A 26,904-nucleotide genomic window follows, 5' to 3' on the forward strand; every position below is an offset into this window, starting at 1 on the left:
CTGGAGATCATGAACGAAGACAGGGAGATCGACACGATGCCGGGGCACGAACAAGGCCACCTCCCACTGCCGGGGCAGGCGGTGTATGCGATCTCGGTGGCCGCCGACCTCGCCGGCGTGGGCGTGCAGACACTGCGCCTATACGAGCAGCACGGACTGGTCACCCCACTGCGCAGCGCCGGTGGCACCCGCCGCTACAGCGGCGAGGACCTTGCCCGCCTGGCCCGCATCATCGAACTGGCCGCCCAGGGCATCAACCTCACCGGAATCGGGCGCATCCTCGACCTCGAAGACACCAATACCGCTCTACGCGAAGCCAACACTACCCTCACCGACACCAACACCGCCCTGCACCGATCGAACACCGCACTGACCGCCGAACGCGACCAACTGCGCCCCCGCCGCTAGCGCGCCGAAGTCGATGCCGGCCCTCGACGACTGGCGGGCATCGACGACAGCTCGGACAGGGGACGGTGTTCAGGCGGTAGGACAAGTGCCGCAAGCGATTTGGCCTCGCATCGACACGACAGCAGACACGGTGGGGCATGATCATTTTCGTTGGCCACGTCCCGGCCGAAGTCATCGAGGAACCGGTGGCCGAGCACCACCGCTCAATCCACGGAAAGCAGAAAGGGGCTTACCCCCGCCAGCGAGCGAACGCTGGTTGGAATAAGCCCCTTTGGGTGGTCCCAGCTGGGATTGAACCAGCGACCCTTCGCGTGTGAGGCGAATGCTCTCCCGCTGAGCTATGAGACCTTACGGGTTGTTCGGCCGGTGTTTCTGTGCTGGTCGAACGAGAAAGAACATTAACACGCACTACCGGTGACATACCAAATCGCGTGGACAACGGCGTAAAAACGCGGTGCGACCGTGGGATGGGGGTGGCGGGTCCGCGTGGCGGAGTGGCGGCCGCAACGGGGTGCGGGCGGCTACTGGGCGACGCGCCCGGATGCCGTGGACACACCTGCCATTGCCTTCTGTGACGTCGTGGCACTGGAGACATAATCCGGGTCGCACGCTGCCGAACGTTCACTGAGCCGTTCGCGAATCACATGCCTGTAGTTCACTTTTACCCCCATCTACCAGGCGATTTGTTGCTTGCGCAGATAGTCGGCTAATGTTCTCTCTCGTCAGCCGGACAGCCGCGAGGCACCGGGGGACAGAATGCGGATGTAGCGCAGTGGTAGCGCATCACCTTGCCAAGGTGAGGGTCGCGGGTTCAAATCCCGTCATCCGCTCGAAGGCCAACCCGGCCTTGGTTGGCGGTGTGGCCGAGTGGTGAGGCAACGGCCTGCAAAGCCGTGCACACGGGTTCGATTCCCGTCGCCGCCTCTTAAGAGGCAATAGGAAATCTCGCGCGATTAGCTCAGCGGGAGAGCGCTTCCCTGACACGGAAGAGGTCACTGGTTCAATCCCAGTATCGCGCACCAGAGTTGCAGAGGGCCCGGCAGAGATGCCGGGCCCTTCTGCTGTTTCCGGACTGGCCGACCCGTTGACAGCGGCCCGCACTGACAATAACTTGTTGGTTGACTAGTAAGTAAGTGGACCGAGGGGTTCGCCAGGGTTGAAGGGGCCGCCTCGTGAAGGTTCGGCATTTGAACTGCGGCACGATGCGTTTGCCGACCGGGGTCGACGTGGTCTGCCATGTGCTGCTGATCGAGACCGACAGAGGGCTGGTGCTCGTCGACAGCGGGTTCGGGCTCGAGGACGTCGCGCAGCCTGCCCGGCGGATCGGGGCGTCGCGGCGGTTGCTGCGGCCGGTGCTCGATCCGGATGAGACGGCTGCTCGCCAGGTCGAGTACCTCGGGTTTCGGCGGGCGGATGTGCGACACATCATCACCACGCACTTCGATGCCGACCATATCGGCGGGCTGTCCGACTTCCCGCATGCCACCGTGCACACCACGGCGGCCGAATATCTTGGCGCGGTGGCGAATCCGACACTGAGAGAGCGAATGCGGTTTCGCACATCTCAGTGGTCTCATGATCCGGCGATCGTTCAGCACGAACCCGACGGCGAGAAGTGGCGTGGTTTCGCCGCGGCGAAGGAGCTCACCGATATCGCGCCGGGAATCGTGCTGCTCGCGCTGCCGGGCCATACTCGCGGCCACGCTGCCGTGGCTGTTGATGCCGGTCATCGCTGGGTTCTGCACGCCGGCGACGCTTTCTACCATCCCGGCACCCTCGACGGTCGTTCTCACGTGCCGGCGGTGCTCTCCGGGATGGAGACCGCTATTGCCTGGAATGTGAAGCAGGTCCGCGACAATCACGCCCGCCTCGCCGAGCTCTGCCGCCGCAATGACCCGGATCTGCTGCTGGTCTGCGCACACGATCCCGCCCTGCTGGAACACGCCAGGGCGACCGAATGACCGCCCGGCAGCACCACATTGGTGACAGGAGACGATGATGAGCACAGGTAGTGCCTCCGAACGCCGCTCGCAGGAAGAACGCCGCGGCGAGGCGGAACGGCGGTTGCTGGAGGCGGCGGCGGAGGCGGTCGCGGAATTCGGGCCCTCGCAGCTCACGCTGGCCACCGTCGGTGAGCGAGCGGGGTACAGCCGCGGGCTGGTCACGCACCACTTCGGGTCGAAAGGCGCGATGATGGAGCGGCTCGTGGGCACCGTCTCCGAGCAGTTTCGCGACGAGATCCTGGGCAAGACCGGCTCGGGATCGGCAATCGAGGCGCTGCGCGGATTCCTGGATATCTATTTCACGGTGGTCGCCGATCTCCCGCCGATCAATCGCGCCCGGCTGGTGCTGTGGGCCGATGCGGTGGCGACGCCCTCGGAGCGGCGGGCAATCGTGCTGGCTTCCGATCGCGAGTTCCGCGAGGAGTTGACCGAACGCATCACGCGGGGCCAGCGGGCCGGGGAATTCGCCACCGAGGTCGATCCGCGGGGACTGGCCATCACGGTGGTCGGCGTATTGCGCGGTATCGCACTGCAATCGATGCTCGACCCCGAACTGGACCTGGCCGCCGCCCGGCGCGAACTCGAGCAGATGCTCTTCGCACGGCTTGCGCCACAACATATTTCGGATCCCCACAAGGAAGGGCAGCACCGATGAGCCGGATCTTCGGCAGTATCACCCAGCTCGGTTACGTCGTCCGCGATATCCAGACCGAGATGCAGCGCTGGATCGATCAGGGCGTCGGCCCCTGGTTCTACGTCCACGACGTGCAGACCGATGACTTCACCTACCGGGGCACGCCCTCGCCGATGAAAATGAGTGTGGCGCTGGCAAACTCGGGCGACTTGCAGATCGAGCTGATCCAGCCTCGCAATGACGCGCCGTCGCTGTACAAGGAGTTTCTCGACTCCGGTCGTGAGGGATTACAGCATATTGCCTACTGGACCAACGATTTTCAGGGCCTGTACGACAGGGCGCTGGGCCTGGGCTACACCGTCGGGCACGAGGGCTCCATCGGCGGCGAACTCGGCCGCTTCGCCTATCTCGATACCGAGAAATCCCTCGGGCACATTATCGAGATCTCCGATATCAGCGGCCCCAAGGGCAAGTTCTTCGAATACATCCGGGAGGTCGCGGCCACCTGGGACGGCAGCGAGCCCATCCGCGGTGAGGTCGACAAGCTCGCCTGACTCTATTCGTACTGCCTCGCAAAGGATTTCACTATGGAATACCCCGACACAACGAACCTGCCGAGCGAGCTGCAGGAGGCGCTGAGCACCCACAGCGCCAATATCTACCGGATGGTGGCGCACTCCCCCGGCATGGCCGCGAGCTTCCTGTCGATGGCCGATGCCATGCTGCAGGCCAACTCGCTCCCCCTGCCACTGCGGGAACTCGCGATCCTGCGCGTCGGCCATATCTATTCCGCGCCATACGAAATCCATCACCACGAGAGATTCGCTCGCGCCGTCGGCCTCGGCGATATCGCGATCGCGGCCGCCGCCACCGGATCCACCGACGGCCTCAGCTCCGAGGAGGCAGCGATTCTCGCGCTCACCGACCGGCTGCTGCTCAGCCACACCCTCGATGACAGCGACCGCAAGAGCGCACTCGAATTCCTCAGCGTCACCCAGCTGGCCGACTTCGTGCTGACCGTCGGCTTTTACCAGCTGGTCTGCAATTTCCTCAACGCGTTCGAAGTCACCACCGACGGCGAGCCCTTCTGACGCAGCGCGCGGCAGCGTCCGGAATCTGTCATGCTGCACGACTGATACCCGTCCTGATCCGAGGAGAGGTAGGTCGAGGGATGAAGGCTCTGGCACTGGTGGCGGTGTCGTCGATACTTCTGCTCGCTGGGCAGTTCGGAACCGAGGGCGCGGCCGCGGCGCAGAGTTCCAGCTCACTGGACTATCTGGTCGGGCTGCTGGCCGATCGCATCGATACCGCTGACACGGTGGCCGCGGTGAAGTGGGCCGTCGCGAGCCGCGACGGGCAGGAGCCGGTCATCGATGATCCGGTGCGGGAAGCGGCGATCTACGACGCGATGGCGCAGCTGGGGGCGCAGCGGAACCTGCCGGAGTCGTGGGTGCGCGAGGTTTTCCTGGGGCAGATCGAGGCGAGCAAGCTGGTGCAGCGTGGTCTGGTGCTGCAGTGGCGCTCGGGGCTCACGGCCGCTCCCACGCCGGCAATGGATCTCGCGGCGGTGCGTCCGGTGATCGACCGGGTCGATGCGGAGATCATTGCCGAATTGGCCGCTCGGCGAGCCGAACTGGCGAGCGCCGATTGCGCGGCCCGGTTGGCGAGCAGCGTGCTGTCAACCGCCGGCGCACGTCGGAGCGATCCACTGCACGAGGCAGCGCTGGTACGGGCGTCCACCTCACTGTGTGCCGCGCCGGGCCTGCGTTAGATACGACCGCTCCCACCGCCTCGATAGTCGGTGGTGCGAGTCCTACCGCGGGTGCTAACGTTCGGCGCGGCCGGACCGACCGGTACGGCCGAACTGCATCGGGGGGGTTCCCGTGTTCGATTGGTATGTCGGTTTGCTGGCCATCAGTGGGGTTGTGATGCTCGCGATGGCGGCGGTGAAGAACGGGCAGAGCACCGGCTCACGCAGCATGAATGCCATCTTCGGCGCCGGATTCCTGGGCTATGCCGGGTATCTCGCGTTCCTGTTCGACGGCGGCTCGTATCTGATCTTCTTCCAGGCGTTCCTGCTGCCGGTGATGATGGTGGTGAACTTCTTCCGCAACCGCACCCCGCGTCCGAAACTGACCGAGACGCAGAAGGCATGGCGCGAGTACCAGAGCTCCGAACAACAGCGGTAGGCGAGTGATCAGTCCTCGGCGTCGCGGACGATGAGGGCCAGCTGGACTCGGTTCTCCACCGCGAGCTTGGCGAAAAGCCTTCCCGTGTGGGTCTTTACCGTGGCGACACTGAGGTAGAGCTCGGTGGCGATTTCGGCATTGGACAGGCCGCGCGAGATTGCGCGGGCAATGTCGAGCTCTCGGGTGGTGAGTTGATCGAGCGCACGGCGGGCGGTGGCGCGGGCCGTGTGACGAGCGCCGGTGGGTAGACGTGCGGTGGCGGCGGTGATGAGTTGTGTTGTGACGCTGGGCGAAAGCATCGGCCGACCGGCTGCGGCGCCCTTGATCGCGGCGATGAGGTCCGGCGGCGGGGTGTCCTTCAGCAGGAAGCCGTGGCTGCCCAGGCGCAACGCGGGCAGCACCATATCGTCGGAGTCGAAGGTGGTGAGGACGACTATGCGGGGCGGCGTGCGCCAGGTGAGCAGCTCCGCAGTGGCGCTGAGGCCGTCGCGGACCGGCATGCGAATGTCCATGAGCACAACATCCGGATGCTGTTCGCGGACCACGCCGATAGCTTGGGCGCCGTCGGAGGCCTCACCCACGACGAGCAGTCCGGCATCGCCCCCGATGATCAGCGACAGGGCCGCCCGCACCAGTTGATCGTCGTCGACGAGCACTATGCGAATCGGTGGTGAGACAACGGCATTCATGAGACCTGCACCGAGGCAGGCCAGGGCAGAATGGCACGCAGCCGGAAGCCGCCCTCGGGCTGATGACCGAACGATATTGTGCCGCCCAGCAATTCGGCTCGTTCGGTGAGTCCGAGCAGGCCATATCCGGAGACGGGCGCGGGCGCCGCGGACCCGGTGGAGCCGGAGTCCAATACTGTCACGGTCAATTCCTGCCCTTCCACGCCTTCGATGCCGACCCAGACCGTCGCGCCGGGTGCGTGTTTACCGACATTGGTAAGCCCCTCCTGCACAATGCGATACGCCGTGCGAGCGCTCTTCGTCGGCGGCTCACCGGCGGTGCTGTCGGTGAGCGTGACACTCAGCCCGGAGATGCGCGCATCGGCCACCAGGGTGGGCAGCGCCGCGAGCGAGGGTTGCGGTGGTTCGGGTGGGTCGGTGGCATTGAGTTCATCGGCGCGCAGGACACCGAGCACATCGCGCAGTTCCTCCAATGCCTGGCGGGAGTTGTCGGCAATTGTTTTCGCGATGGCGCCGACCTGTTCGGCAGACAGATCGGGACGGTAGCTGAGCGCTCCGGCCTGCATGGCGACGAGTGAAATCCGGTGCGCGAGTACATCATGCATTTCGCGCGCGATACGGTGCCGTTCGAGGATTCTGGCCTCGGCGGCACGCGCGACCTGCTCACGTTCGGCTATTTCGGTGCGCTGCTGCAGCGACCACAGTTCCTCGCGGCGCGCCCCGACCGCGAAGCCGATCGCGACGATGGCCAGGACGGAGACGATCATGAAACCGGCAGTGAACCAATACTGCCCAGGTCCATCGGTCTGCACGTCGAGAGTCGGATAGAGGACACTGATCGCCACGCCCGCGAGAACGAAGCCCACCCCGACCGCAAGGGTTTCCGCATAGCGCCGCCGGGTCGCCAGCGAGCACATCGCCAGGAGTCCGGCTCCGCCGGCGATTGTCGATACCGCGGAAGCGGCGGTCGTGATGGCGGCGACAGCAACCGGGTAGCGGCGCCGGAACAGGACCAGCACGATGCTGAATACGCCGATGATCGGGTCCACGGCGAACAACCAGACCCGCAGCATCGGATGGATGCCCGAGGGCAGCCCGTTGACGGTGAGAATCCAGGACAACACGCTGAACGCGAGCACCAACAGCAGTCGCCAAGTCTGCTGCCACCGCTGTAGTGGCGCCGGAGATGGGCGCAGGGGTGCGATGCCGGCGGTCATCGGGTCAGCATTGCCGGTGCGACGCCCGCGCGCATCCGCCTGTGGTCTACGACTCGATCACCCGAAGTATGACGTCGCCCCGACCGGCGATCGATGTGCCCGCCGCCGGAGGCCGTCAGGATGGAACCGCAGCGGGCAACCGGACCGCGAGCCTGAGGAGTGTCGTGCGGATCTCTCGGCTGATCATTGTGGGCGTGCTCGTGGCCGGGCTCGCGGCCTGCGGGACCGACAACCACGCGGCATGGGCGCGCCTCAGCCAGATGATTCGACCCGGCGTTCTTCGATCGCGGCCGCTTCGAGCCGGCTGGCGCGCGCACGACGAATTCCGCGCTCAGCACATCCCCGACCGAGCACCGACCATTTTCGGCCGCTCGCGGTGTCCATCTCTATGAAAGGACCATCTTTCGGAGAGTAGGAGCCACTATGCGAGGGATTCCGCCGAGTAGGGGCGAGGCTCGGTCGACGGAGCTGCTGGAGCTGGCTCGAGCCGGGGACGGTGAGGCATTCCGCGGGCTCGTCGAACCGTATCGCCGCGAGTTGCAGGTGCACTGCTATCGCATCCTCGGCTCGGTGCAGGACGCCGAGGATCTGCTGCAGGAGACATTGCTGGCGGCGTGGCGCGGGCTCGGCGGTTATGAGGAACGGGCGTCGGTGCGGACGTGGCTGTACCGGATCGCGACCAACCGCTGCCTCAATGCCCTACGGGCCGGCGCCCGGCGTCCGCATGATCTCACGGTCTATGAGACGGAGGTTCCGTTGCCCGAGCCATCACATCGCCGGCCGGAACCGAGCTGGCTGGAGCCGTACCCCGATCTGCTGCTCGACCGGATCGCCGACGACCTGCCGGGGCCGGAGGCGCGATATGAGGCCAGAGAGTCGGTGTCACTGGCGTTTCTTGCTGCACTGCAAGAACTTCCGCCGAGGCAGCGCGCGGTGCTGGTACTGCGCGATGTACTGGGATTCCGGGCGGCCGAGGTGGCGAACATTCTCGACTCGAGCGAGAGCTCGGTGACCAGTGCGCTCAAACGCGCGCGCACGGCCCTGGCGGATCCGGCGACCGGTCTCGATCGGGAGAGCGCTCCCCTGCCGAACTCACCGCAGGAGCGCCGGGTGGTGGAGGATTTCATCCGCGCGTTCGATGCCGGGGATGTCGAGGCGATCGTGGCCGTGCTGACGGACGACGCCTGGCTGACCATGCCGCCGGTCCCGCTGGAATACCAAGGCGTGGAGGCGATCCGGCACTTCCTGACCACGGTGGTGATGCGCAACGGCCCCCGCCACGTGCTGATCCCGACCCGCGCGAACGGCCAACCGGCGTTCGGCTACTACCTGCGTGATCCGCGGACGCCGATTCTGCACGCGCACGGAGTGCTCGTTTTGACTTTGAGCGGCAATCGAATTGCGGCGATGACGCGATTCCACGACAACTCACTGCTGCCGATATTCGGGCTGCCGCGCTCACTGCGGTACTGATCGTCGTTTGCTACCGACAATATTCAGCTTTGCACTAAGGAGTATCGGTGAATACCGACGAAGGACGAATGACGTCCAAGCAAGCATGGGTACTGGGGCTTGCCTCGGTGGCGTCATTCATGATGGCCCTGGACAGTTTGGTCGTGACGACCGCCCTGTCCACGATCCGGAAGGATCTCACGGCATCGGTCGAATCACTCGAATGGACTGTCAACGCCTACAATTTGACGTTCGCGGTACTGCTGCTGACCGGCGCCGCGCTGGGTGATCGCTACGGCCGGCGTCGCATGTTCAGCACCGGGCTGGCAGTGTTCACCCTCGCCTCGGTGGCGTGCGCGCTGTCGCCGAGTATCGGCATGCTGATCATGTTCCGGGCGCTGCAGGGCGTCGGCGCCGCCATTGTGCTGCCGCTCTCGCTCACCCTGCTCACCGCCGCCTTTCCGCCACAGCACCGAGGCCGGGCGATGGGGCTGTACATGGGCATTACCGGGCTGGCGACATTCAGTGGCCCGTTCATCGGCGGCGCCATTGCCGAAGGACTTGCGTGGCAGTGGATCTTCTGGCTGAACCTGCCGATCGGGCTGATCACCATCGCGTTGACGGCACGGCGCATCGACGAAAGCTTCGGTGCGAATGCGCGTTTCGATCTGCCGGGGGTCGTGCTCGTGACCGCGGGCGGGTTCGGGCTCATCTGGGGTCTGGTGCGTGGAAATACCGCTGGCTGGAGCAGTGCGGAGGTGTTGAGCACACTGATACTCGGTGTTGCGCTGTTGATTTCATTCGTACTGTGGGAGCAGCGCTCGACAGCGCCGATGCTGCCGATGCGGTTCTTCCGCGTGCGGGCATTCGCCACGGCCAATCCGGCCAATGCGCTGCTGTTCGCGTCGCTGTACGGCACGCTGTTCTTTCTCGCACAGTACTTTCAGATCGTGCGGGGCGACGGGCCACTCGGCGCCGGACTGCGGCTGATGCCCTGGACAGCAACACTATTGGTGTGCGCGCCGATCGCCGGAAAGCTGACCGATAAGGTCGGCGAGCGGAAGTTCGTGATCGGCGGGCTGCTGCTGCAAACGATCGGCATGGGCTGGATCGCCCTTGCCGCCGAAGCGAATTCGAACTATCTGACACTGTTGCCCGCGCTGATCATCGGCGGGGTCGGGCTGACCATGGCCATGCCGGCGGCGCAGAAATCTGTGGTCAGCGCGGTACAACCACACGAGATCGGTCAGGCGTCGGGAACGTTCATGATGCTGCGCACCTTCGGTTGTGTGTTCGGTGTCGCGGTGGCGGTTGCCGTCTTCTCGAGCGCCGGGGGCTATTCCTCGCCCGAGCAGTTCACCCGGGGATTCTCGGCGGCGATGGGCGCGGTTGCCGCCTTCGCGTTCATCGGGATGCTCATTGCGATCGGAATGCCCGGGAAGCGGGCAGGCGAACAACCGCAAACGGCGAGTGCCGAGCCGGAGAGCGTGCCCGCGCCGCTCTGACCCACTCGGTCGAAATATGCAGTCATACTTCTGATTTGGAGGATATCGATGAGTACAGATGCGACAGTGCTGAAGGTGCGTGCCGAGTTGCTACGGGATCTCCATCGCGGTGCGATGCTCGTGCTCCCCAATGCCTGGGACGCGGCCAGCGCGGCGATCGTGGCCGAGGCGGGGTTTCCCGTCGTCGCCACTGCCAGCGCTGCGATCTCGGCGATGCTCGGCTACCCCGATGGTGAGGGTGCGCCGTGGCAGGAGATGTTCGCCGCGGCCGGTCGTATCGCACGGGCGGTTTCGGTCCCGGTGACGGTGGATGCCGAGGCGGGCTACGGTATGCAGCCGCGCGAACTGGTGGATCGGCTGCTCGATATCGGTGCGGTCGGCTGCAATCTCGAGGACACCGATCATCGGGCGGGTGGTCTGGTTGACGCCGAGACGCACGCTCAGTGGCTCGCCGGCGTCCGTTCCGCCGCCGATGATGCCGGAGTCCCGATTGTCATCAATGCGCGCGTGGATGCCTTCCTGCCGGTCGCCGGGATACCCGAGGCAGAACGGCTCGCGGAGGCCGTCCGGCGCGGCCGGCGCTATCTGGATGCCGGGGCCGACTGCGTCTATCCGATCGGTGTGCGGGAGAAGCACGATATCGCCGCACTGGTCAGTGAGCTGCCCGGCCCGGTCAATGGCAATACCGGGGAGTTTCTGGATCTGGCGACGCTGCGGGAGGCGGGTGTGGCACGCGTGTCGTACGGCCCCCGGTTCTACCGGGCCGCCCTGGCCGATCTGAAAGTTGCTGTCCAGCACCTGCGCAGCTGACTTACGATACAGCTCAGGTCCCGCATTGCGGTGGGTTAGAGCCGCGGTGCGAGTCGCCCCGAGCGAAAGGCAGCGCCGCATGAGTACCGCACGCATGACCGCCGTTCGAATTGCTGCCCGCCGATGATGCGCGGGCGAATGCCGTCAGCATTACCGTCACCGGGGTGGATCGGACGCGCTTTCACGATGCGCTGGAGGCTGATCCGCAGGTGCGGGATCGGATCGGCGGCGGATCGGTCACCGATTCCGGGGCGCTGATTCTGGTGATCGATCGGGCCGATCTGGAGTTGACGCGGGATTTTGTCAACGGTCTTGGCGGGCAATGGGATTCGGCCGGGCTGCAATATGGTGATCGGGAATTCGTCGGCTCCTGAGTGTCAGCCGAGGAGATGCCTGGCGGCGACTTCTGTGCCGTCGGTGCGTATTTCGGTGGTGAGCGAGCGGGCTCGGGCTACCGTATCGGCGGCCAGCGCTCGATCCAGTGCATGGACCCCCCCCGAAATGGCTTACGAACAGCGATTATGGTGGGCAATCGGGGGCTTTCGACAAGAGGCGTGTGCGCTATACATTGAAGTGGGAAGAAGGTCCGGCGATCGCCCGGCCTCATTTTTTTCGACCGGCTCCCGCACACCGTGCCACCACTCCCCCAGCAACCCGCGCACCCCCGTTATGGTGGCGATTTGCAATCTGCGGCGGTTTGTCCCTAAAGTTCTGTCCCGCAAGCCGATCGGCTCCCGAGCCCCGGCAAGCAAGCGGATGTAGCGCAGTGGTAGCGCATCACCTTGCCAAGGTGAGGGTCGCGAGTTCGAATCTCGTCATCCGCTCAAAGGGGGAACACGCGCGATTAGCTCAGCGGGAGAGCGCTTCCCTGACACGGAAGAGGTCACTGGTTCAATCCCAGTATCGCGCACCATAGTTCGACCGGCCAGCGAGTTCCGCTGGCAGCCAACCGATTTGATCCCACGCAGGGCGCTCTACGCTGCGGTGGGTGGTTTTGCCTGTGTGGTGATGTGGGTCTACCCGGGGGTTTGATATCGGCCGTCGGCAGCTGCGGTAAGTCGGCTAGCCAGGGCGCGTACGGCGTCGTTGAGGGTATCGGGGCGTTCGATGACGAACGGGCGGTTCAGGCCGGCGAGGAGGGGAGGAATCCAGTCGAGTTGTTCGGCTCGGATTCGGACCCGGACCCACGGGAGGGCCTCGGGTGCGGAGTCGATTTCGTGCACCGTCGCGATCGTCGCGGGGAGCAGCGGGCGGACTTGGGCGAGCGTGCCCTGAACTCTGATCGATACGTCGTACCGGTAGGGCGCCGTGGCAAGTGCGGACAGCAGATGCGCGGCCGGGGTGAATCCGGGTGGTGGGGTGAATGTCCCGGGCAGTGTGGTCACCGCGGTGATGCGGTCCAGCCGGAACGGGCGTAGTTCGTCGCTATCGCCGTCCTTCCCGGTCAGGTACCACCGGCCGGAATGCGCGACGAGCCCGTACGGGTAGACGGTCCGCTCGCTGGACCGCCCGCTGCGGTCGGTGTATTCGATCGTGACCGGTTGGCGTTCGCGGGTGGCCTCGGCGAGCCGGAGCAGGACGGTGGTCTCGACGGCGGTTTCCGGGCTCGGGTCGGCGGTGAATTCGACGGTGTTGATCAGTGCGTCCAGCCGGGCCGTCAGACGGGTGGGCAGGACGCGACGGAGTTTGGCCGTGGCGCTGGCGGCGGCGTGGACAGCCGTTGCCGAGGGGCCTGTGCCGCTGGTGAGCAGGCCGAGTAATACGGCCACCGCCTCGTCGTCGGTCAGCATCAGCGGGGGCATTCGGTACCCGGGTGCGAGCCGGTACCCCCCGTAGCGGCCACGCACCGATCGAACGGGGATATCCAGATCGGTGAGATGGTCGACGTATCGCCGGACGGTGCGTTCATCGACGCCGAGTCGTCCGGCGAGTTCGCCGACGGTATGGGTGCCGCCGGTCTGCAGCAGTTCGAGCAGAGCCAGCACTCGGGCGGCGGGGCGCGTCATCGGGAAATTCTCGCATCTATACCGGGCGGAAACTGTCCGGTATTGACACTACGGTGGCACAGACAAAGGCGGAACCACCGCCTCATCCGACAGAGAGGGCACACAGTGAAGCTCGTCTCGATTCGCCTGATCACTGACAACATTCAACGACTGGTCGGCTTCTATGAGCAGGTGACCGGTGTCGAAGCAACCTGGGCCACACCCGATTTCGCCGAAATCGGCACACCGGCAGGCACACTCGCGATCGGAAGCACCCGCACCGTGGCGCTGTTCGGGGCGGGCAGCGCGCGTCCGGCCGAGAATCACACCGCGATCATCGAATTCCTGGTCCGCGACGTCGATGCGGATTACGACAGGTTGCGGGCTACGGTCGGCGATTTCGTCAACGAGCCGGCGACCATGCCGTGGGGCAACCGGTCGCTGCTGTTTCGCGATCCCGACGGCAACCTGATCAATCTCTTCACCCCGGTCACCGCGCAGGCCATCGCAAAATTCGCCGGTTGACCACGTCGGTCGGAACACGAGTTCTCACCGGCGGAGGTGACAACACCGCATCGTGTGACGCATCGACCGATACGGCCGCCGCCCTACGGCACGAGAGTCGGCTGGTCTGCGGCCCATAGCCACGACCCGTCCGGCTGTCGGCGGGCGATCTCGACGGTCACCTCTCCGGTGGTCAGCGTGGAGGCGGTCAGCGTGGAGGCGGTCAGCACCAGGTCGCCGCTCACCAGTGCTGGATGTTGCCGGCCCGGCGAGAGCACCGGTGCGGCCGCGACGAACTGCTCGTATATCTTGCGGATCTCCGCATGTCCGGTCGAGAGGTTGCCCGGCGGGAACGCCAACACGGCGTTCGGCTCGTACAGCGCCACCAGCCCGTCGACGTCGCCCGCGTTGGCGCGCTCGATGAAGTACCTGCCCAGGTCGTTCGGCTCGGTGGCCGCTTTCTGGTTCGTCATACCGATAAGGCTCCCAACGAAACACGACATACTGTGTCGCGTATTTCTGTAAAGGTTTTCGTATGTGCGCCGACCGGTTGGTCTCGCTGGTGCTGCTGCGCCGGCACGGCCGGCTGTCCGCGCTGGCCCGCGAGCTGGAGGTGTCGACCCGCACCGTCTTGCGCGACATCGAGGCGCTGTCCGCGGCCGGTGTCCCGGTGTACGCCGAACGCGGGCGGCACGGCGGTTTTGCGTTGTTGCCCGGTTTCCAGACCGAGCTCATCGGACTCAACCATGACGAGACCGTCGCCTGCTGGTCGCCGGATCACGGCGCGGCGCACAGGCTTTCGGGCTCGGCTCGGCACTCGCCTCGGCCATCCGCAAGGTGGTTGACGCGCTGCCCGCGAGCTCTCGCGAGACCGCGACCGGTGCGGCCGAGCGATTGCTCATCGACCCGGAGACCGATCTGTTCTCGCAACCATCTGACCGAGTACCGACGGTGAACGTCGGAGGAGGAAATTGACTTTGAGCCGCGGGCGGTGGCGGACAGGACGCTTCTGGTGAACGGATAAGCCGCTTACGGCATACTGCTGCAAGTGCCCGAGACGTCCGACCCGTGGGTGGTCGCGCTCACCCGCATCGGAGAGGACGGCTGGATCCAGAACGACGCCCGGGAATGGCTGCGCCAGCAGGGTATCGACTGGAATCCGTTCACCGTCGAGGAAGCACGATTCGACACCTACTGCACCCGCGACGCGAGCACTGTCGCCCGGACCTACTCGGTGCGGGAAAGCGCACTGCGCCGGCTGGGGCTGGCCTGACCGGTTTTCTCGTCCGCCGGCCTACGCCATTCCGGGTACCGCCGACCGTCCGAAAAGCGCGGCATGCGGCGTGATCGGATGCCGCTGGTCGCTACGCACGATGTGGTTTGCCGCAGACAGGGTGTGTCCGGCTGCCCTGGCGGGCTTGAATTCTCCTGCAGAAGTGAACTTCTCGTGCAACAGCACGTGAAATTGTCGACATCCCGCCGGTGAGGGCGATGGATTGCACGAAAAGTTCACCTCGGATCGATGCACGGAACTCGGCAAGAGCGTGGATAGCGGCGCTCAAAGGCGGACCGGATTTCAAATTCCCAATTCCGTAGCGCAGCATCGCCCGGCACACGAGCGACGCGCATGGACGGTGTTGTGGCCGTCATACCCGGCGTGCCGCTGTCTTCCAGACACGCAATAGCGTTCGACAAGATCGCCGGCCCGATCTCCTGAGCCGTGGAAAACACGCGAGGTTCAATATCAACTGAACTCGCCCCGTCATCGTGCAATCTATTGGTTAATGATCGGTCGATAGCATGCCAGTGCCGGTCGCGGTACCAGCAAAGGATCTACAGTCATGCGGAAGTTCCTGGGTGTAGCCCCCACCGGTGGCGCGATCGCCACGGACACCGTCGCCGGGACCGGCACCGCGAGCGCCACGCCCGCGCCGCCCGCACCCCCGTGCTCGATTGTGGGCTACCCTCTGGCGATCGTGATCGAGCTGACCGGCGGTAAGAGCAGCCCGGTAATTCCGGTGGCACAGGCGTTCACCGATTCGGTTTGCCGCTGATCCGCACAACGCTGAATTTCGCACGACCCCATCCTCATTGGGCAGGCAGTTGCCGGGTGACACCATCTGAAAGGGAATGCCGTGAAGCGTTCGTTGACCGTCCTCGCGGGGTTGGCCCTCATTCTGAGCGCCGCGGCGTGTTCGAATGATTCGTCGACCTCTCCGTCGCCCAGTAGCACGACGGTGAAGGCCGGCACGACCACAGCCGTTTCGACTACGGCAGCTCCGGCCCCGGGGACCTCGGTCCAGCCGCAGCCGAACAACAACCCGGGACCGCGCGGGGCCGACGGCTCCACCGGTAATGGCCTGAGCGCCGAGTACTGCGCGAAGAATCAGGACCCGGGCTGCCCGCTCGGCAGCTACGTCGGCCCCAACGCCATCCAGAATCCCAACGGCGACGGCACCTGGGTTCCGTGCGAGGGCACGATCTGCACCAACCCCAACAACGGCGCGGGCCCGGACAATAACCCACCCGCCGAGACCACCGCACCGGTTGTCGTCCCCACGACCACGTCCCCGCAGAACTCGGCTCAGGTAGACGGCGCACCTTGCGAAGGCGACGGCCACTGGGTTCACCTCGACGGTGGCAATGCCGGACACTACGGCACCGAATGGCTTTGCCAGCACTGACATTCGAATGATCCGGCACCCCACCGGCGTTCGGGAGCGCTCGCAAATCCGAATCAGAGTCGGCCGAAATCAATGCGAGGCGATCAATGCCTCACGTTCGAATTCATACCGGTTCAATTCGCGGAGAGAGCTTGGCGGTGACTCAATGCAGCTGAGCCCGCCCCCGGTCGATGACCGCGCGTGCGTCCTTGGCGATGTCGCGCGCGGCGTCACCGGCCAGCCAATCCGCGCCGGTCGCGGCTTCGATCTGGGCCTGAGGGGCGAGTACGTGGTCTTGAACCCGGCGGTAGGAGCCGAGGAGCGTGGTGACCGCGGTCTGATTGTTGGACGCGATATCCAGGGCGAGCCGGCGTGCGGTGGGGAGCAGTTCGTCGTGCGGCACGACCTCGGTGACCAGGCCGTGCGAGAGGGCGGTGTGGGCATCGATGAAGTTGCCCGACAAGCTCATTCGGCGAGCGAACCCGAACCCGACGGCTTCCGGCAGGCGGGCGGTCAGGCCCCACAGCGGCATGACGCCGACGCGGGCATGCGTGTCGGCGAATCGCGCCCGTTCCGAGGCGATGAGGATGTCGCAAGCCAATGCGAGCTCGAGACCGCCGGTCACCGCGGCTCCGTTGACCGCGCCGATGATCGGCTTGCTGATCGGCGTCCACGGGTGCCCGGCCGGGGCATCACCGGCGCCACCTTCCCCTCCGCCCATATTGTCCCAACCGCCTTCGGCGCCTATCACTCGAAGATCGACTCCCGCGCAGAAGGCCGGATCAGCACCGGTGAGGATCACAACGGCGACATCGGGGTCGGAGTCAGCCGCGGCGATCTGAGTCTGCAACTCCTCAATCAGCTGCGGCGACAATGCATTTCGCGATTCGGGCCGACTGAGCGTCAAGGTCAGGACTAAGTCGTTCTTATCGACGAGGAGCATCGCTGGATGCTAAGTGAGTGGCCGCGACGGGTCAATAGACCAACGCGATCTCGCCGATGCTCATACGGTCCCCTGCGCCCGAACATAGACCAGATCAGGCCCGGTTTCGGCCGGGCCCTTCTGCTGTTCCGCCTGGATCAGTGTGCGGAGAGGCTGCTGAGTACGCCGCCGGCGTAGCCGCCGCCGAAGGCGCTGCCGAGGGCGGCGGCGGTGCTGCCGGTGTCGACCGAGCCGGTACCGATGGCATTGCCCAGGTCCGCGGCCGAGCCGGGGGTGATGTCGACGTTCTGGGCGGTGAGCGGAATCCCTTCTGCGGCAGCCGTGCCCATGGCACCACCGAGAAGGGCGAAGGCGGCGGCGCCGACGAGAATGGTTCGTTTCATGAAGTTGTCCTCAAATCTGTTTGCCGAGGCAGACGCGGTGTTCTGCCGCTCTGCCGGTGAGAGCATATGAAATAATCACGGTTCAGATGATCGTTTTGGAAGACCCTGGTTGCGTGGGCCCCGGTGGCGCCCGGCGGATCGGGACCCGCAACCTCTCTGCGGAGCGCATAATGACGCGACAGTGTTGCACCGCTTGGCCGGAGAGTCCGCATGAATGCAGAATCCCATGGACGTTTGTCAGCAATTCTTGCCATTTCGACAGTATTACTAGCGTTTACAGCCGGATGCTCGGCGAATAACTCGACCACCAAGCCATCAGCTACCGCATCGAGCAGTCCGCCCGCGGCGGCTGCGACCTCGACCAATCCAGCCTCGGTGACCAGTGCTACTGCGCCGCAGGTGACGTCGGGGATACTTACGCAGATATTCGTCGGCACCGGATCCGCGGGGCATATGAACTATGGATTCATCGATCCCCGCTCCGGAAAGTATTCACAAGTCGCCTCTTTCGATGTCTCCGCGTGCTCGAATACCTGCGATTCCGGAAATGTTCTCTCGGCGTCACCGGATCTCAAGAGATTCGCGTTCACCAAGAAGGTCGACGGGCATGACAGTGCTGGATGGATAGATGCCGGTGGGACATTCACCAATGTGACGCCTGCGGCCGCGCTCGGGCCATTCGGGGGTACGCAGCCGGATTTCGAATCCATCGGGTTCGATGGCGCGGGCAACTTCTACTACCGGCAGCCTGCGACACCGGTGGACAACTACTACGAGATACCGGCTGGGTCGACAAGTAATCCGCAGGCCGTGGGGCACGGACACCTCGGCGGTCCCTACCTCAACTATGACGGGACCATCGTGTTCCCCACCGCTGACTGCGGAACACTGATCTGGCTGGGTGGCCCTGCCAAAGTGATAGATGCCAAGGACACTCAGGTATATCGGTCCGACGTCGTCAAGGATCCGGCGACCAATTGCTTCACCGCGAGCAACAGGACGCCGCTGCTGCCCACCACGAATACGGCTGGTATATCGAACCCCGTGAGCAATCACGACGGCACTCAGATCGCCTTCAAGTACCTCGACACCCAGGGCACCGGCCAAACCTCCGTCTATGTCATCACGGTGGACGGCAGTAGTCCGCCGAAGAAGGTCGACCTGCCGACCATCACCAACGCGCAGCTCTCGAGCATGACCCTGATGAAGTGGCTGTAACCCACCACATCTCCCCCACCTTCGACCGAATCTTCCATTCGCACACGTGAAATGCCATCGACCAGGAACTGGTTGCGGCAAACACCGAGTAGGCACCGCCACCAGTTCCTGGTCGAAATTCACACGGCGGAAGGGATGACTCTCGGACGGGCCGCGCGCGGGCGGGGTCCCCAGCTGCAAATAGCCGAAGACGTTGCAGCATTGGTGTGGAATTCCGGAGAGGAGAGCTATCGGTGGGCACGCAGGGCTGCTGATAGCCAGGCGAAGGCGGGGACTGCGGGCGGGGCGGGCTGGTACCCGTTGATCACGGTCAGCAGCTCCCAGTAGCGCTCCACCTTCGGTTCGGACACGGTGTCGAGCCAGGCCACCAGGGCGACGGTGCCGGGTTCGGGAAGATCCGCGGGAACTATTCGCGCCAGGATCGCCTCGGCCGCAGGCGAATCCGGAGCGATGCCGGCGGCGACCGCCGGGCCCGCGTGTTCGAGGATCAGGGGGCGGATGGTCAGGCCGAATTCGATGCGGTTGTCGGTGGCGCCGGAGAGAACCAGTCGACGAAGGGTGTGCCGCAGAGATCTGTCGGATACCAACTCGCCCAGCTCGATCCAGGCGTCGACCTGTTCGAGGGTCGGATCGTCGGGGAGGGCGGGTGGTAGTTCGCGCATGAGATCGGCTATGGCCGTGCTGTCTTCGTCGGTGACACCCTCGAAGGCTCGGGCGACAAACTCGTCGATGATCTGCTGGCGTTCTCGCGCCGAGAGTGTGGCTAGTTTGTGCATCAATGTCAGTTCCTCGGTGGTGGATTCGCGGTCGGCGACGGTGCGGAGAACGGCGCACTGGAGGCGGAGGGTGCGGATTTCCGCCTCCAGTGCTCGGACGTGGGTGGCGGCTACGTCGGAGAGGGTGAGCTGGTTGTCCAGGATCTGACGGACGGTCTCCAGGCCGAGGCCCAGTTCGCGGAGGGTGCGGATCAGGTCGAGGCGGCCTGCCGCTGCTGCGTCGTACAGGCGGTAGCCCGCCGGGGATCGGGTTGCGGGGGTGAGGACGCCGGTGTCGGACCAGAAGCGGATGGTGCGGACCGGGAGGCCGGTGCGCTGGGCCAGCTCGCCGATCGTGTGGAGGTCGTCGGTCATGGCAATACGCTGCACCTTCCACCCGCTGGAGACGCAAGTGGTTAAGTGACCGATGTGTTCGATAGGCGGGTCTTCGCGGGTGCTGTGGGGCTGATCGCCGGGCTCGGGTTGCTGGCTGCCGCGACGCCGATCACAATCAGTCCGCAGGTGCGCCTGACCTTGCCGGGGCTCAGTGGGCGGTATCGGGTGGGCACGGTGGATCTGCATCTGGTGGATGCGCGGCCGGATCCGTGGGAGCCGAGCGAGCAGCGGGAGCTGATGGTTACCGTGACCTATCCCGCGCGGGGCGGCGGAGAACTCGCGGACTGGATGTCGCCGCGGGTGGCGAGCGTATTCGATCAGAGTGTGCCCGATCCGGCTTTTCTGGATATGCCTGCGGGCGTGGTCGATTGGAGCGGGACCAAGCGGCAGGCCGTGGTGTCGGCGGCGGTGGATCGCACACAACGGTGGCCGGTGGTGTTGTTCTCGCACGGCCTCGGCCTGATGCGGGAGCTCGGTTCGGTGCTCACCGATGATCTGGCCAGTCACGGCTATATCGTTGTGTCCCTGTCACATCCGCATGATTCGGCGGCGATCGAGTTCCCCGGCGGGCGGGTCGTCACCGGCAGCGCCGAGTCGAGCGTGGAATTCCTGCGGCGGACGATGGCTGCCCGCATTGCCGATACCCGGTTCGTACTGGACGAACTGACGCACTTGGATCGGGGCGACAACCCTGATGCCGAGAAACACCCGCTGCCCACGGGTCTGGCCGGAGCGCTGGATCTTTCGGCGATAGGCATGTTCGGACACTCACTGGGCGGATGCACGACCGCGGAGAGCATGTACTACGACCGGCGGATCGGCGCCGGGATCAACTTCGACGGCGCGATGTCGCCGGGTAAGGCCGGGGAGAGCGTGCGGCACGGGTTGGATCGGCCGCTACTGCTGGTGGGCTCCGACTTCGTGTACCCGGCGACGGGTGACACACTCGAGCATTCCCATATGAGCACCGATATCGATCCGTCGTGGATGGAGTTCTGGACCAATCAGCGGGCGTGGAAACGAGATCTGCACTTCGACGGCGCCGCGCACAATGGATTCACCGATCTCCAGGTCGTGGTTCCGCAGCTCGCACAGATGCTGAAGCGGGGTGCGCAGCAGCGGGAGATCGGGCGGATCGATCCCGAGCAGTCGGTCATCGCCCAACGTGCCTATGTCGCAGCGTTTTTCGATCTGCACCTGAAGCACGGCGACAGTCACCTGTTCGATGAAGGCAATCCGGGCTACCCGAATACGAGATTCATTCCTTGAGGATCGCCGGTCGGCCTTTTCGTGCACTATCGACGCGGATTCGGCGGGAAACCGCCATTTGAGGCCGGGTAGTGCACGATTAGGCCAGTTGCTCACGTGAAATCAGCGGAGTGGAAGAGCAAGCCTCCCGCTTACCCTTCCGCGGGTCCGAGGTCGATGCCGGGCGGAATCATTCGAGTGCGGCTGGCCTCCAACCGCTCCCGGTCCGCCGGAGTCATTGCGGCGAAGGCGTCCTCGCGGCGTTTCGACAGTGCGGCAAACTCTTCCGCGCTCGAGGTCCGCGCGAATTCCTCACGCTGCCGGATCAGGCGGGCGAATTCCTCCTGGGTCAGTGGCTGATTCATGGTGATGGTCTCCTCTATCAGTCGTAAGAACTCCGAGGTCGACGGCTCTACCGTTCGATCGAGGCCGTCGAGCACCTCGAACAGGCGGTGTCGCAGAGCGTCGGCTCGGGCGATGCCGTCTTCGACCAGCGTCAGCTGTTGCCGGAGCAGGTCGCGAGGGTCCTGGTCGGGGTCGGCGTGCAGGAGGGCCGCGATGTCCTCGAGCGGAAATCCGAAGCCCCGCAAGGCCACAATGCGGTGCAGGCGATGTACGTCGGACTCGGTGTAGCTGCGATGGCCGCCGGAGGTGCGCGAGGAGGGCGCCAGGAGGCCGAGCTGGTCGTAGTGGTGCAGGGCCCGGACCGTGACGCCGGTTGCGCGGGCCAGATCTCCTACGCGCCATACTTTTTCGGCCACTGTGCACTCCTGTCGAATCAGCGGGTTGCCAGCATTGCGGCCACACCCGTGCCGCTGCGCCAGGTGTTGTGCAGCGCCATTTCGGTCAGTCTCCACCCGCTGCCGGTGCGCGTCGCACGGACATCGAATACGCCGCCGGCGAGGAAATGGGTCTCCAGGGAGTGGGAATCGGACTCCTCCGGAGACCAGAGATGCATGGCGGTCAGGTTGGCGCGCATTCTTGCTGTGCCACCGTCGATTTCGACAAGATGATCGCCGGTGACGTGATGCGTCGCCCGAAAGCGGGCGAAACTCGTGGACTGGCTTTCGAGGATGTTGTCGTGTCCGACAACAGCGGCCCCATTGGGACGGACGATCCGGCCGTCGGCCGCGAAAGTCGTGGTCACCACGGTGCGATCGAGCCGCTTATCGTCAACCGCCGCCAAGTAGCCGCTCAGCAGCTCGACGATCTCCGTGCGATCGGACAGTCTCCGCAGGTCAGTGCTCATCTACTGCTCCTCGTCTCGATGTGCACCACCCACGCTAAAACCTGACGTTACGTCAGTTTCAAGGGTCAGCGGGATTTTGTTATCAGGGCCGCTCGGCCGCGTGGGGTGATCCGGTACCGACCACGGGGACGGCTGGCCATGATCAGGCCCCGGGATTCCAATTGGGACAGCGCATTTCGAGCGCGAGCGGCGGTCAGGCGGGCGGCCTGCTGGACCTGGGTGGAGGTGAGCGGGAGGTTGGGGCGGAGCACGGCGAGGACTGCCAATTCTGCGGGGGTCACGGAGTCGGCTCCAGGTGGAGGCGGGTGAAGTGGGGCGCGCGGTGACGGCCGGTGGGGTGATCGGGAGCGAGGGGGACGTCGAGGTGACCGCCGCCTATGAGGTGCAGGCGCAGGGAGTCGACTTCCTCCGGATGGAGTTCGCGGTAGTAACCCCAGCCGGACCAGACGATGACGGTGCTGCACAGCACGATGATCGACAGCAGCGCCCAGATGTCCCAGGTCATTTCGGTCCCCTCTCAAGCAGATAGCCAGTGCGGAAGGCGATTTGAGTACCGAGAGGTCTATTACGATTGATCACCCTCGCTCGGTATACGCATAACTTTGAACCCCGGGAACCGACCATGAAAGAGATACGGGGGAATAAGATGGGATTCCAATTTAGACCGTTGTTGAAACGCTTCCCCAGATAGCGAGGCTAACGAAATGGTCGGATCAACCATCCCCCGTAGGGCTTTCGGAAGATATCTTCGCGGCATGCGCGAGCGGGCCGGTGTCACGTTGCTGACCGCCGGCGTTCAGATAGAGACTTCGAAACAAACCGTCCTACGTGTCGAGGATGGCCTGCCGACGAAGGTGACTACCCCGCAGCTCCAGGTGTTGTTCGACCTCTACAAGGTCAGTCCGGCGGCTCGAGCCGAGGCTCTCGAACTGTGGGAGGAGGTCAAGCAACACACCAGGGCAGCCAAAGTGCAAGGCACTGCGAAAGCTTGGTGGCAGCAGTACTCCGGCCAATACGCTCCGCATTTCGATCACTATCTGAGACTCGAGACATCTGCGAATCACCTGAGCACATATCAATCCGTACTGGTGCACGGCCTGTTGCAGACACCCCGATACCGCCGCGCCATCATCGAGGCCACACACCCGAACATGTCCGCCATAGATGTAGACCGCCGCCTCGAGCTTGCCGCTCGACGACAAGAAAGGCTCTCCGACAACACCTTCCGATACGAAGTCATGCTGTCGGAGGCTGTGCTGCGCCATCAGCCTGGCGGGGCATCTGCCATGGCCGAGCAGTTGTCACACCTGGCGACAGTCAGTGAACGGGAAAACGTGTCGATCCGGGTGGTGCCGTTCAGCGGCGGCATGTACCTCGGGCTGGTTGTCCAATCGTTCGCCCTGCTCGAATTCCCTCCTCTTGCACGTCATTTGGTCGAGATGCCGGTCGTATACGTCGATGGTTGCGAGGGCGCACTTTATATGGAACATGCCGATGTAATCGCACGATTTCGCCATGCACTCATGGACATCGATCGAGTAGCGTTGAGTAAGAACGACACTCGCGATCTGATGTCGCGCATTGCGAAGGAGTACGCAACATGATCAGTGACCTAGCCGACGCTAAATGGTTCAAGTCCTCCAGATCGGCCGATGCCTCCGAGTGCGTCGAGATCGCTTTCCTCAGCGCACCCGCGAGCTCAGTCGGAGTGCGTGACTCCAAGAACCCTGACGGGCCGGTGCTCGTGTTCCCCGGCGAGCAGTGGGATCGCTTCCTGGCCAGCGAAATCTGGAATCACTGAACGAGCTACACCAACAGGACGAACACCAAGCCGAGCCTGAAACAGACTCGGCCCCAGTCACTATCCGGTCGGGTAGCCGGTCGCGAGCTTGATCACAACGCGACGATTGCCGCCACTTCAGCCTAGTTCGGCAGCCTCGGGCTGGCTGCGGGAGTCACCACCCCGCAGCCAGCACAGACCACGCCGCGACTGATCCGGACGCAGGCATTCCGGTGATCCGGGTTCGCAGATTCACGCCACCACAGTGGCCGCGGCGCGAATTGCCCAGTTCGCGCGCAGATCGGCAAAGTCCGCCAGCCCGCTCAAGTTTCAGCCGAACTCTGCGCCGCCGAGCCGTCGCAACGGAGCCAGAAGCGACCGACGCCTCTCCCAACCGCATGCCGGGCCGAAACCGCCGCACCGGGATCGCGCGGCCCGCGCCGAGGTCCCACAACCCCCACGTGCTGTGTAGTGCGGAGAGACGTTGCGCGATAGCCCGTTCCGGCACCAAACAGCCGCGACAGGATCGAACAGCCACCGCCAGGACCCCGACAACCTATTCAGGACCGCACAGTCGTGAACGTCAGTTCCCGCACACTCCGGGCCTGCGTGATGCGTATCGCCGCAGCCGACCTCTCGGTGAACTGAAGGTCGCGGCCCCGGGTGCGGCGGCCATTCCGCCGGACACCCGTCACATACTGTGCAGCGCAGAGACAGATCGACGGGGCCGGACCCGGGTTGGAACCGTGGGCGGCGATCGGGCCCGTTGCCGGTCTGGGGCTGACAGCTACTTCGGGGCTTCCAGTTTCACCATGTCGGCGGGGAAGGCTGCCGGGGATTGGTTTCTGTTGGTTTTGGAGTTGAGGTCGGGGAGTTGGAAGCGCCAGTCGTCGGCGGACCAGACGACGGTCAGGAGGGTGGCCAGGATGCTGTTGTCGGAGAGGGTGCTGTAGACGGTGAGGTCGGTGCGGGCGGCGGTGTAGGTGTTGATTTTGTAGCCGGCGATGTGGGCGGTGGTGGCGGGATTCGCGGGGGCGGTGATCGAGATCTGGGCGCGGGCCAGGACCCAGGAGTCCTTGGCGGGGCCGGGCATGAGGGATTCGGCCGCTATGTCCGGCCACGCGCCGTCGGGGGCCAGGGTGAGACGGACGTTCTGATTGATGGCGGCTAGGGCCGCACCCTGCGGGGTATGGGAGTAGCCGGAGGGGGCGGGGCTCTGCCTGGTGGGTCCGTCGTGCGCGCCGATCGGTAGCTGGAAGCCCTGGTATGCCTCCCAATGGATATCGACGGGCGGGCGCGCCGGATCGGGGGGCGCGATGGTGGTCGCCGAGGGAGACGAGGTGAGGCCGCTGCCGCACGCGGTGAGTGTCAGGGCTGCCACGAGAGCGAGCAGCGATAGCGAAAAGTGTGCTGCAGGTAGACGCATGGAGCTTCCTTCCGAGAACCGGCGGACGCACGAGAGATAGTGCGGCACACGGTTCTTGCGGGGCGGAAGTGATCTTACGGTGCGCATGCGCACGGCAGCGGAATTCGTTCCGACTGATTTATACAAGAATTCGTCCCGACTGACCCGTATCAGGTTGTGAGCGGCACGGTTACGGGTAGGATCGACCCAGCAACATGATCATCGCACGGTGGTGGGGTTTCGTCATGGGTCAGCTGCGGTTCATGCGGCCGGAAGCGCGGAAAGCGCTGGTCGGCAGGGGGTTTCGGGTGGGTGGCCCCGCTACCGGCCGTTCTGATGAGGGGAATGGGCAATGAATTCCAAACGCACTTCGCTCGCATTGTCGGTATTGCCGATAATGCTGGTGGCCAGCCAGGGAGTGGCTTCGGCCTCGCCCGGACAGCCGGGGCTGGCAGTGCCCGGCGAAGGTCAGCCGGGGTTGAGCACCACCCCGCAGCCTCCCGCGGCGACCGCACCCAGCCCTGCGGATTTCATTCCGGATCCACCTGCCCCGCCCGCCCGGCCGCGTCCGAAACAGCAGACCCAGCCGCCGGCCAATACGCTGGTACAGCCCGAAGCGTCGCCGCAGCCCGAATCCGTTCAGCCGCAAGCACCTGCCGAGGAAGCACCGGCGGTGATTCCGGTAGACCCGCACAAACTGCGGGTCGGCACCTCCACCGTCGAGCTGCCCGATTTCGTCGATGAGAAGACTCGGGACAAGGCGCAGTCCTATCTCGACTACGCGGAATGGCAGATTGCCGCGGGTTACGACCACTTGGGTTTCTCCACCCAGGACTCGGATCGAATGGCCGCCACCAGCTCGGTGGGCGCATTGCTCGGCGCGGGCACGATTGGCGTAGTCGCACCGGCAGCGCTGGTGCCGATCGGCTGTGGAATCGGTGCCGTAGTCGGTGCTGTCGCAGGCGGATTGATCGGCGGTATTCCGACAGCTGGTGTCGGTGCTCCTGCCGGGGCAATAGTCGGTGGCATTGCCGGATGTGTCGGCGGTGGTTCACTTGGCGGACTCGCCAGCGTCCCATTGGTAGCAGGCGGCGGCGCACTCGCCGCACTCGCCGGTGGTGCACTGGGCAACGGCAATGCGAACCAGCCCGCACCACCCGCTCCCGCGCCTCTGATCGATCAGCCTGTGGCAGCTCCGGTTTCGGCCCCAGCTCCCGCGCCGATCATCCCCGCCGTCGCGCCGATCGTTGCCCCGCAACCCATCGCGGAGGCTGCCGCACCGGTCGTCCAGCAGGTCAACGCCGTTGTCGACCAGACAGTCAAACAGGTCAATCAGGCGGTCGATCAGGTCAATCAGCAGGTCGGCAGCACCGTCGACTCGCTGCGCTCCGCGGTCGCCCAGATGCCTCCACTAACCCCCGAATCCTTCCTGGCGGCGCTAGCGCCAGCTCCAGGTGCCTGACGGAAA

At 64.8% G+C, this 26,904-nt stretch carries 32 protein-coding genes, 6 tRNA genes and 1 pseudogene; 26 read left to right on the forward strand and 13 right to left on the reverse strand.

Going from position 1 to position 26,904, the window contains the following annotated elements; translation table 11 throughout:
• Positions 1-36: 36 nt before the first annotated feature.
• Positions 37-408 carry a MerR family transcriptional regulator gene (locus OG716_RS18080; protein ID WP_405139734.1) on the forward strand — a complete coding sequence of 124 codons (372 nt, stop codon included), beginning with the start codon at positions 37-39 and terminating at the stop codon, positions 406-408.
• A gap of 276 nt (positions 409-684) precedes the next feature.
• On the opposite strand, the gene OG716_RS18085 is transcribed toward OG716_RS18080, so the two are convergent.
• A tRNA-Val gene (locus OG716_RS18085) sits at positions 685-756 on the reverse strand.
• 410 nt (positions 757-1,166) lie between these two features.
• On the opposite strand from OG716_RS18085, the gene OG716_RS18090 reads away from it, so the two are divergent.
• From OG716_RS18090 to OG716_RS18130, 9 genes are all read left to right on the forward strand, one after another.
• Positions 1,167-1,238 (forward strand) — tRNA-Gly (locus OG716_RS18090).
• A 23-nt stretch (positions 1,239-1,261) separates the two neighbouring features.
• Positions 1,262-1,332 (forward strand) — tRNA-Cys (locus OG716_RS18095).
• A gap of 23 nt (positions 1,333-1,355) precedes the next feature.
• Positions 1,356-1,430: transfer RNA gene (locus OG716_RS18100), tRNA-Val, on the forward strand.
• 150 nt (positions 1,431-1,580) lie between these two features.
• Positions 1,581-2,369: an MBL fold metallo-hydrolase gene (locus OG716_RS18105; protein WP_405138733.1), complete on the forward strand. Its 789-nt coding sequence runs from the start codon at positions 1,581-1,583 to the stop codon at positions 2,367-2,369.
• Between the two features lie 37 nt (positions 2,370-2,406).
• Entirely contained in the window at positions 2,407-3,066 is a 660-nt protein-coding gene (locus OG716_RS18110; RefSeq protein ID WP_405138734.1) for a TetR/AcrR family transcriptional regulator, read from the forward strand.
• A complete protein-coding gene (locus tag OG716_RS18115; protein WP_405138735.1) occupies positions 3,063-3,599 on the forward strand; it encodes a VOC family protein in 537 nt (178 codons plus the stop codon). Before OG716_RS18110 ends, OG716_RS18115 begins: the two co-directional genes overlap by 4 nt.
• Positions 3,600-3,632: 33 nt before the next feature.
• Complete coding sequence (locus OG716_RS18120) at positions 3,633-4,136, forward strand: carboxymuconolactone decarboxylase family protein (protein WP_405138736.1); 504 nt, start codon at positions 3,633-3,635, stop codon at positions 4,134-4,136.
• 80 nt (positions 4,137-4,216) lie between these two features.
• Entirely contained in the window at positions 4,217-4,816 is a 600-nt protein-coding gene (locus tag OG716_RS18125) for a chorismate mutase (protein WP_405138737.1), read from the forward strand.
• Positions 4,817-4,928: 112 nt separating this feature from the next.
• Positions 4,929-5,234 carry a hypothetical protein gene (locus OG716_RS18130; RefSeq protein ID WP_405138738.1) on the forward strand — a complete coding sequence of 102 codons (306 nt, stop codon included), beginning with the start codon at positions 4,929-4,931 and terminating at the stop codon, positions 5,232-5,234.
• Positions 5,235-5,242: 8 nt separating this feature from the next.
• Here OG716_RS18130 and OG716_RS18135 read toward each other — a convergent pair whose 3' ends face one another.
• Both OG716_RS18135 and OG716_RS18140 read right to left on the reverse strand, forming a co-directional pair.
• Positions 5,243-5,923 carry a response regulator gene (locus OG716_RS18135; protein WP_405138739.1) on the reverse strand — a complete coding sequence of 227 codons (681 nt, stop codon included), beginning with the start codon at positions 5,921-5,923 and terminating at the stop codon, positions 5,243-5,245.
• The gene (locus OG716_RS18140) at positions 5,920-7,140 is read right to left on the reverse strand and encodes a sensor histidine kinase (RefSeq protein ID WP_405138740.1); all 1,221 of its coding nucleotides are present in this window, start codon (positions 7,138-7,140) and stop codon (positions 5,920-5,922) included. Before OG716_RS18140 ends, OG716_RS18135 begins: the two co-directional genes overlap by 4 nt.
• A 423-nt stretch (positions 7,141-7,563) precedes the next feature.
• On the opposite strand from OG716_RS18140, the gene OG716_RS18145 reads away from it, so the two are divergent.
• From OG716_RS18145 to OG716_RS18170, 6 genes are all read left to right on the forward strand, one after another.
• Complete coding sequence (locus tag OG716_RS18145; RefSeq protein ID WP_405138741.1) at positions 7,564-8,613, forward strand: sigma-70 family RNA polymerase sigma factor; 1,050 nt, start codon at positions 7,564-7,566, stop codon at positions 8,611-8,613.
• 47 nt (positions 8,614-8,660) lie between these two features.
• Positions 8,661-10,097: an MFS transporter gene (locus OG716_RS18150; RefSeq protein WP_405138742.1), complete on the forward strand. Its 1,437-nt coding sequence runs from the start codon at positions 8,661-8,663 to the stop codon at positions 10,095-10,097.
• 48 nt (positions 10,098-10,145) lie between these two features.
• Positions 10,146-10,907 carry an isocitrate lyase/phosphoenolpyruvate mutase family protein gene (locus tag OG716_RS18155; RefSeq protein ID WP_405138743.1) on the forward strand — a complete coding sequence of 254 codons (762 nt, stop codon included), beginning with the start codon at positions 10,146-10,148 and terminating at the stop codon, positions 10,905-10,907.
• Between the two features lie 164 nt (positions 10,908-11,071).
• Entirely contained in the window at positions 11,072-11,281 is a 210-nt protein-coding gene (locus tag OG716_RS18160) for a hypothetical protein (protein ID WP_405138744.1), read from the forward strand.
• A gap of 378 nt (positions 11,282-11,659) precedes the next feature.
• Positions 11,660-11,731, forward strand: a tRNA-Gly gene (locus tag OG716_RS18165).
• A 14-nt stretch (positions 11,732-11,745) separates the two neighbouring features.
• Positions 11,746-11,820: transfer RNA gene (locus tag OG716_RS18170), tRNA-Val, on the forward strand.
• A 103-nt stretch (positions 11,821-11,923) separates the two neighbouring features.
• Here OG716_RS18170 and OG716_RS18175 read toward each other — a convergent pair.
• On the reverse strand, positions 11,924-12,913 hold the full coding sequence (locus OG716_RS18175; RefSeq protein WP_405138745.1) for a helix-turn-helix transcriptional regulator: 990 nt from the start codon (positions 12,911-12,913) through the stop codon (positions 11,924-11,926).
• 105 nt (positions 12,914-13,018) lie between these two features.
• Between OG716_RS18175 and OG716_RS18180 the strand changes: the two genes are divergently transcribed.
• Complete coding sequence (locus OG716_RS18180) at positions 13,019-13,417, forward strand: VOC family protein (RefSeq protein ID WP_405138746.1); 399 nt, start codon at positions 13,019-13,021, stop codon at positions 13,415-13,417.
• 83 nt (positions 13,418-13,500) lie between these two features.
• Here OG716_RS18180 and OG716_RS18185 read toward each other — a convergent pair whose 3' ends face one another.
• Positions 13,501-13,869: a YybH family protein gene (locus OG716_RS18185; RefSeq protein WP_405138747.1), complete on the reverse strand. Its 369-nt coding sequence runs from the start codon at positions 13,867-13,869 to the stop codon at positions 13,501-13,503.
• Positions 13,870-13,931: 62 nt separating this feature from the next.
• Here OG716_RS18185 and OG716_RS18190 point away from each other — a divergent pair.
• The 4 genes and pseudogenes from OG716_RS18190 to OG716_RS18205 form a co-directional block, all read left to right on the forward strand.
• Positions 13,932-14,326: pseudogene (locus tag OG716_RS18190) on the forward strand (helix-turn-helix transcriptional regulator); the annotation flags it as partial.
• Between the two features lie 118 nt (positions 14,327-14,444).
• Positions 14,445-14,669 (forward strand): hypothetical protein, encoded by a 225-nt coding sequence (locus OG716_RS18195; RefSeq protein WP_405138748.1) that lies wholly within the window; start codon positions 14,445-14,447, stop codon positions 14,667-14,669.
• A gap of 568 nt (positions 14,670-15,237) precedes the next feature.
• Entirely contained in the window at positions 15,238-15,450 is a 213-nt protein-coding gene (locus tag OG716_RS18200; protein WP_405138749.1) for a hypothetical protein, read from the forward strand.
• Between the two features lie 81 nt (positions 15,451-15,531).
• Positions 15,532-16,080, forward strand: coding sequence for a hypothetical protein (locus OG716_RS18205; RefSeq protein WP_405138750.1), 549 nt, complete (start codon positions 15,532-15,534; stop codon positions 16,078-16,080).
• Between the two features lie 142 nt (positions 16,081-16,222).
• Here the strand turns inward: OG716_RS18205 and OG716_RS18210 are convergent, their stop codons facing one another.
• Both OG716_RS18210 and OG716_RS18215 read right to left on the reverse strand, forming a co-directional pair.
• Positions 16,223-17,002, reverse strand: coding sequence for an enoyl-CoA hydratase (locus tag OG716_RS18210; protein ID WP_405138751.1), 780 nt, complete (start codon positions 17,000-17,002; stop codon positions 16,223-16,225).
• 137 nt (positions 17,003-17,139) lie between these two features.
• A complete protein-coding gene (locus tag OG716_RS18215) occupies positions 17,140-17,385 on the reverse strand; it encodes a hypothetical protein (protein WP_355120768.1) in 246 nt (81 codons plus the stop codon).
• 375 nt (positions 17,386-17,760) lie between these two features.
• Between OG716_RS18215 and OG716_RS18220 the strand changes: the two genes are divergently transcribed.
• Complete coding sequence (locus OG716_RS18220; protein WP_405138752.1) at positions 17,761-18,603, forward strand: hypothetical protein; 843 nt, start codon at positions 17,761-17,763, stop codon at positions 18,601-18,603.
• A 227-nt stretch (positions 18,604-18,830) separates the two neighbouring features.
• On the opposite strand, the gene OG716_RS18225 is transcribed toward OG716_RS18220, so the two are convergent.
• The gene (locus OG716_RS18225) at positions 18,831-19,733 is read right to left on the reverse strand and encodes a MerR family transcriptional regulator (protein ID WP_405138753.1); all 903 of its coding nucleotides are present in this window, start codon (positions 19,731-19,733) and stop codon (positions 18,831-18,833) included.
• A gap of 45 nt (positions 19,734-19,778) precedes the next feature.
• On the opposite strand from OG716_RS18225, the gene OG716_RS18230 reads away from it, so the two are divergent.
• Positions 19,779-21,023, forward strand: a complete 1,245-nt coding sequence (locus OG716_RS18230; RefSeq protein WP_405138754.1) for an alpha/beta hydrolase family protein — start codon at positions 19,779-19,781, stop codon at positions 21,021-21,023.
• Between the two features lie 131 nt (positions 21,024-21,154).
• On the opposite strand, the gene OG716_RS18235 is transcribed toward OG716_RS18230, so the two are convergent.
• The 4 genes from OG716_RS18235 to OG716_RS18250 form a co-directional block, all read right to left on the reverse strand.
• On the reverse strand, positions 21,155-21,763 hold the full coding sequence (locus OG716_RS18235; protein WP_405138755.1) for a MerR family transcriptional regulator: 609 nt from the start codon (positions 21,761-21,763) through the stop codon (positions 21,155-21,157).
• Positions 21,764-21,780: 17 nt separating this feature from the next.
• On the reverse strand, positions 21,781-22,251 hold the full coding sequence (locus tag OG716_RS18240) for a nuclear transport factor 2 family protein (protein ID WP_405138756.1): 471 nt from the start codon (positions 22,249-22,251) through the stop codon (positions 21,781-21,783).
• 65 nt (positions 22,252-22,316) lie between these two features.
• On the reverse strand, positions 22,317-22,532 hold the full coding sequence (locus OG716_RS18245) for a hypothetical protein (RefSeq protein WP_405138757.1): 216 nt from the start codon (positions 22,530-22,532) through the stop codon (positions 22,317-22,319).
• A complete protein-coding gene (locus OG716_RS18250; RefSeq protein WP_405138758.1) occupies positions 22,529-22,756 on the reverse strand; it encodes a hypothetical protein in 228 nt (75 codons plus the stop codon). Before OG716_RS18250 ends, OG716_RS18245 begins: the two co-directional genes overlap by 4 nt.
• A 199-nt stretch (positions 22,757-22,955) precedes the next feature.
• Here OG716_RS18250 and OG716_RS18255 point away from each other — a divergent pair, with 199 nt between their 5' ends.
• Entirely contained in the window at positions 22,956-23,855 is a 900-nt protein-coding gene (locus tag OG716_RS18255) for a helix-turn-helix domain-containing protein (RefSeq protein ID WP_405138759.1), read from the forward strand.
• The gene (locus OG716_RS18260) at positions 23,852-24,052 is read left to right on the forward strand and encodes a DUF397 domain-containing protein (protein ID WP_405138760.1); all 201 of its coding nucleotides are present in this window, start codon (positions 23,852-23,854) and stop codon (positions 24,050-24,052) included. Before OG716_RS18255 ends, OG716_RS18260 begins: the two co-directional genes overlap by 4 nt.
• Before the next feature lie 766 nt (positions 24,053-24,818).
• Here the strand turns inward: OG716_RS18260 and OG716_RS18265 are convergent.
• A complete protein-coding gene (locus OG716_RS18265; protein ID WP_405138761.1) occupies positions 24,819-25,457 on the reverse strand; it encodes a hypothetical protein in 639 nt (212 codons plus the stop codon).
• A 331-nt stretch (positions 25,458-25,788) separates the two neighbouring features.
• Between OG716_RS18265 and OG716_RS18270 the strand changes: the two genes are divergently transcribed.
• On the forward strand, positions 25,789-26,898 hold the full coding sequence (locus OG716_RS18270; protein WP_405138762.1) for a hypothetical protein: 1,110 nt from the start codon (positions 25,789-25,791) through the stop codon (positions 26,896-26,898).
• Positions 26,899-26,904 lie beyond the last annotated feature (6 nt).

Origin of the sequence: Nocardia sp. NBC_01388 (genome assembly GCF_045040085.1) — a bacterium.
In the GTDB taxonomy this organism is placed as follows: Bacteria; Actinomycetota; Actinomycetes; order Mycobacteriales; family Mycobacteriaceae; genus Nocardia.

Coding starts and splice junctions, on each gene's coding strand:
- OG716_RS18110 (WP_405138734.1), top strand. CDS start 2,407: ATGAGCACAGGTAGTGCCTCCGAACGCCGCTCGCAGGAAGAACGCCGC.
- OG716_RS18270 (WP_405138762.1), top strand. CDS start 25,789: ATGAATTCCAAACGCACTTCGCTCGCATTGTCGGTATTGCCGATAATG.
- OG716_RS18185 (WP_405138747.1), bottom strand. CDS start 13,869: ATGACGAACCAGAAAGCGGCCACCGAGCCGAACGACCTGGGCAGGTAC.
- OG716_RS18265 (WP_405138761.1), bottom strand. CDS start 25,457: ATGCGTCTACCTGCAGCACACTTTTCGCTATCGCTGCTCGCTCTCGTG.
- OG716_RS18140 (WP_405138740.1), bottom strand. CDS start 7,140: ATGACCGCCGGCATCGCACCCCTGCGCCCATCTCCGGCGCCACTACAG.
- OG716_RS18115 (WP_405138735.1), top strand. CDS start 3,063: ATGAGCCGGATCTTCGGCAGTATCACCCAGCTCGGTTACGTCGTCCGC.
- OG716_RS18200 (WP_405138749.1), top strand. CDS start 15,238: ATGCGGAAGTTCCTGGGTGTAGCCCCCACCGGTGGCGCGATCGCCACG.
- OG716_RS18225 (WP_405138753.1), bottom strand. CDS start 19,733: ATGACCGACGACCTCCACACGATCGGCGAGCTGGCCCAGCGCACCGGC.
- OG716_RS18255 (WP_405138759.1), top strand. CDS start 22,956: ATGGTCGGATCAACCATCCCCCGTAGGGCTTTCGGAAGATATCTTCGC.
- OG716_RS18135 (WP_405138739.1), bottom strand. CDS start 5,923: ATGAATGCCGTTGTCTCACCACCGATTCGCATAGTGCTCGTCGACGAC.
- OG716_RS18080 (WP_405139734.1), top strand. CDS start 37: ATGCCGGGGCACGAACAAGGCCACCTCCCACTGCCGGGGCAGGCGGTG.
- OG716_RS18240 (WP_405138756.1), bottom strand. CDS start 22,251: ATGAGCACTGACCTGCGGAGACTGTCCGATCGCACGGAGATCGTCGAG.
- OG716_RS18250 (WP_405138758.1), bottom strand. CDS start 22,756: ATGACCTGGGACATCTGGGCGCTGCTGTCGATCATCGTGCTGTGCAGC.
- OG716_RS18145 (WP_405138741.1), top strand. CDS start 7,564: ATGCGAGGGATTCCGCCGAGTAGGGGCGAGGCTCGGTCGACGGAGCTG.
- OG716_RS18120 (WP_405138736.1), top strand. CDS start 3,633: ATGGAATACCCCGACACAACGAACCTGCCGAGCGAGCTGCAGGAGGCG.
- OG716_RS18175 (WP_405138745.1), bottom strand. CDS start 12,913: ATGACGCGCCCCGCCGCCCGAGTGCTGGCTCTGCTCGAACTGCTGCAG.
- OG716_RS18260 (WP_405138760.1), top strand. CDS start 23,852: ATGATCAGTGACCTAGCCGACGCTAAATGGTTCAAGTCCTCCAGATCG.
- OG716_RS18155 (WP_405138743.1), top strand. CDS start 10,146: ATGAGTACAGATGCGACAGTGCTGAAGGTGCGTGCCGAGTTGCTACGG.
- OG716_RS18215 (WP_355120768.1), bottom strand. CDS start 17,385: ATGAAACGAACCATTCTCGTCGGCGCCGCCGCCTTCGCCCTTCTCGGT.
- OG716_RS18125 (WP_405138737.1), top strand. CDS start 4,217: ATGAAGGCTCTGGCACTGGTGGCGGTGTCGTCGATACTTCTGCTCGCT.
- OG716_RS18210 (WP_405138751.1), bottom strand. CDS start 17,002: ATGCTCCTCGTCGATAAGAACGACTTAGTCCTGACCTTGACGCTCAGT.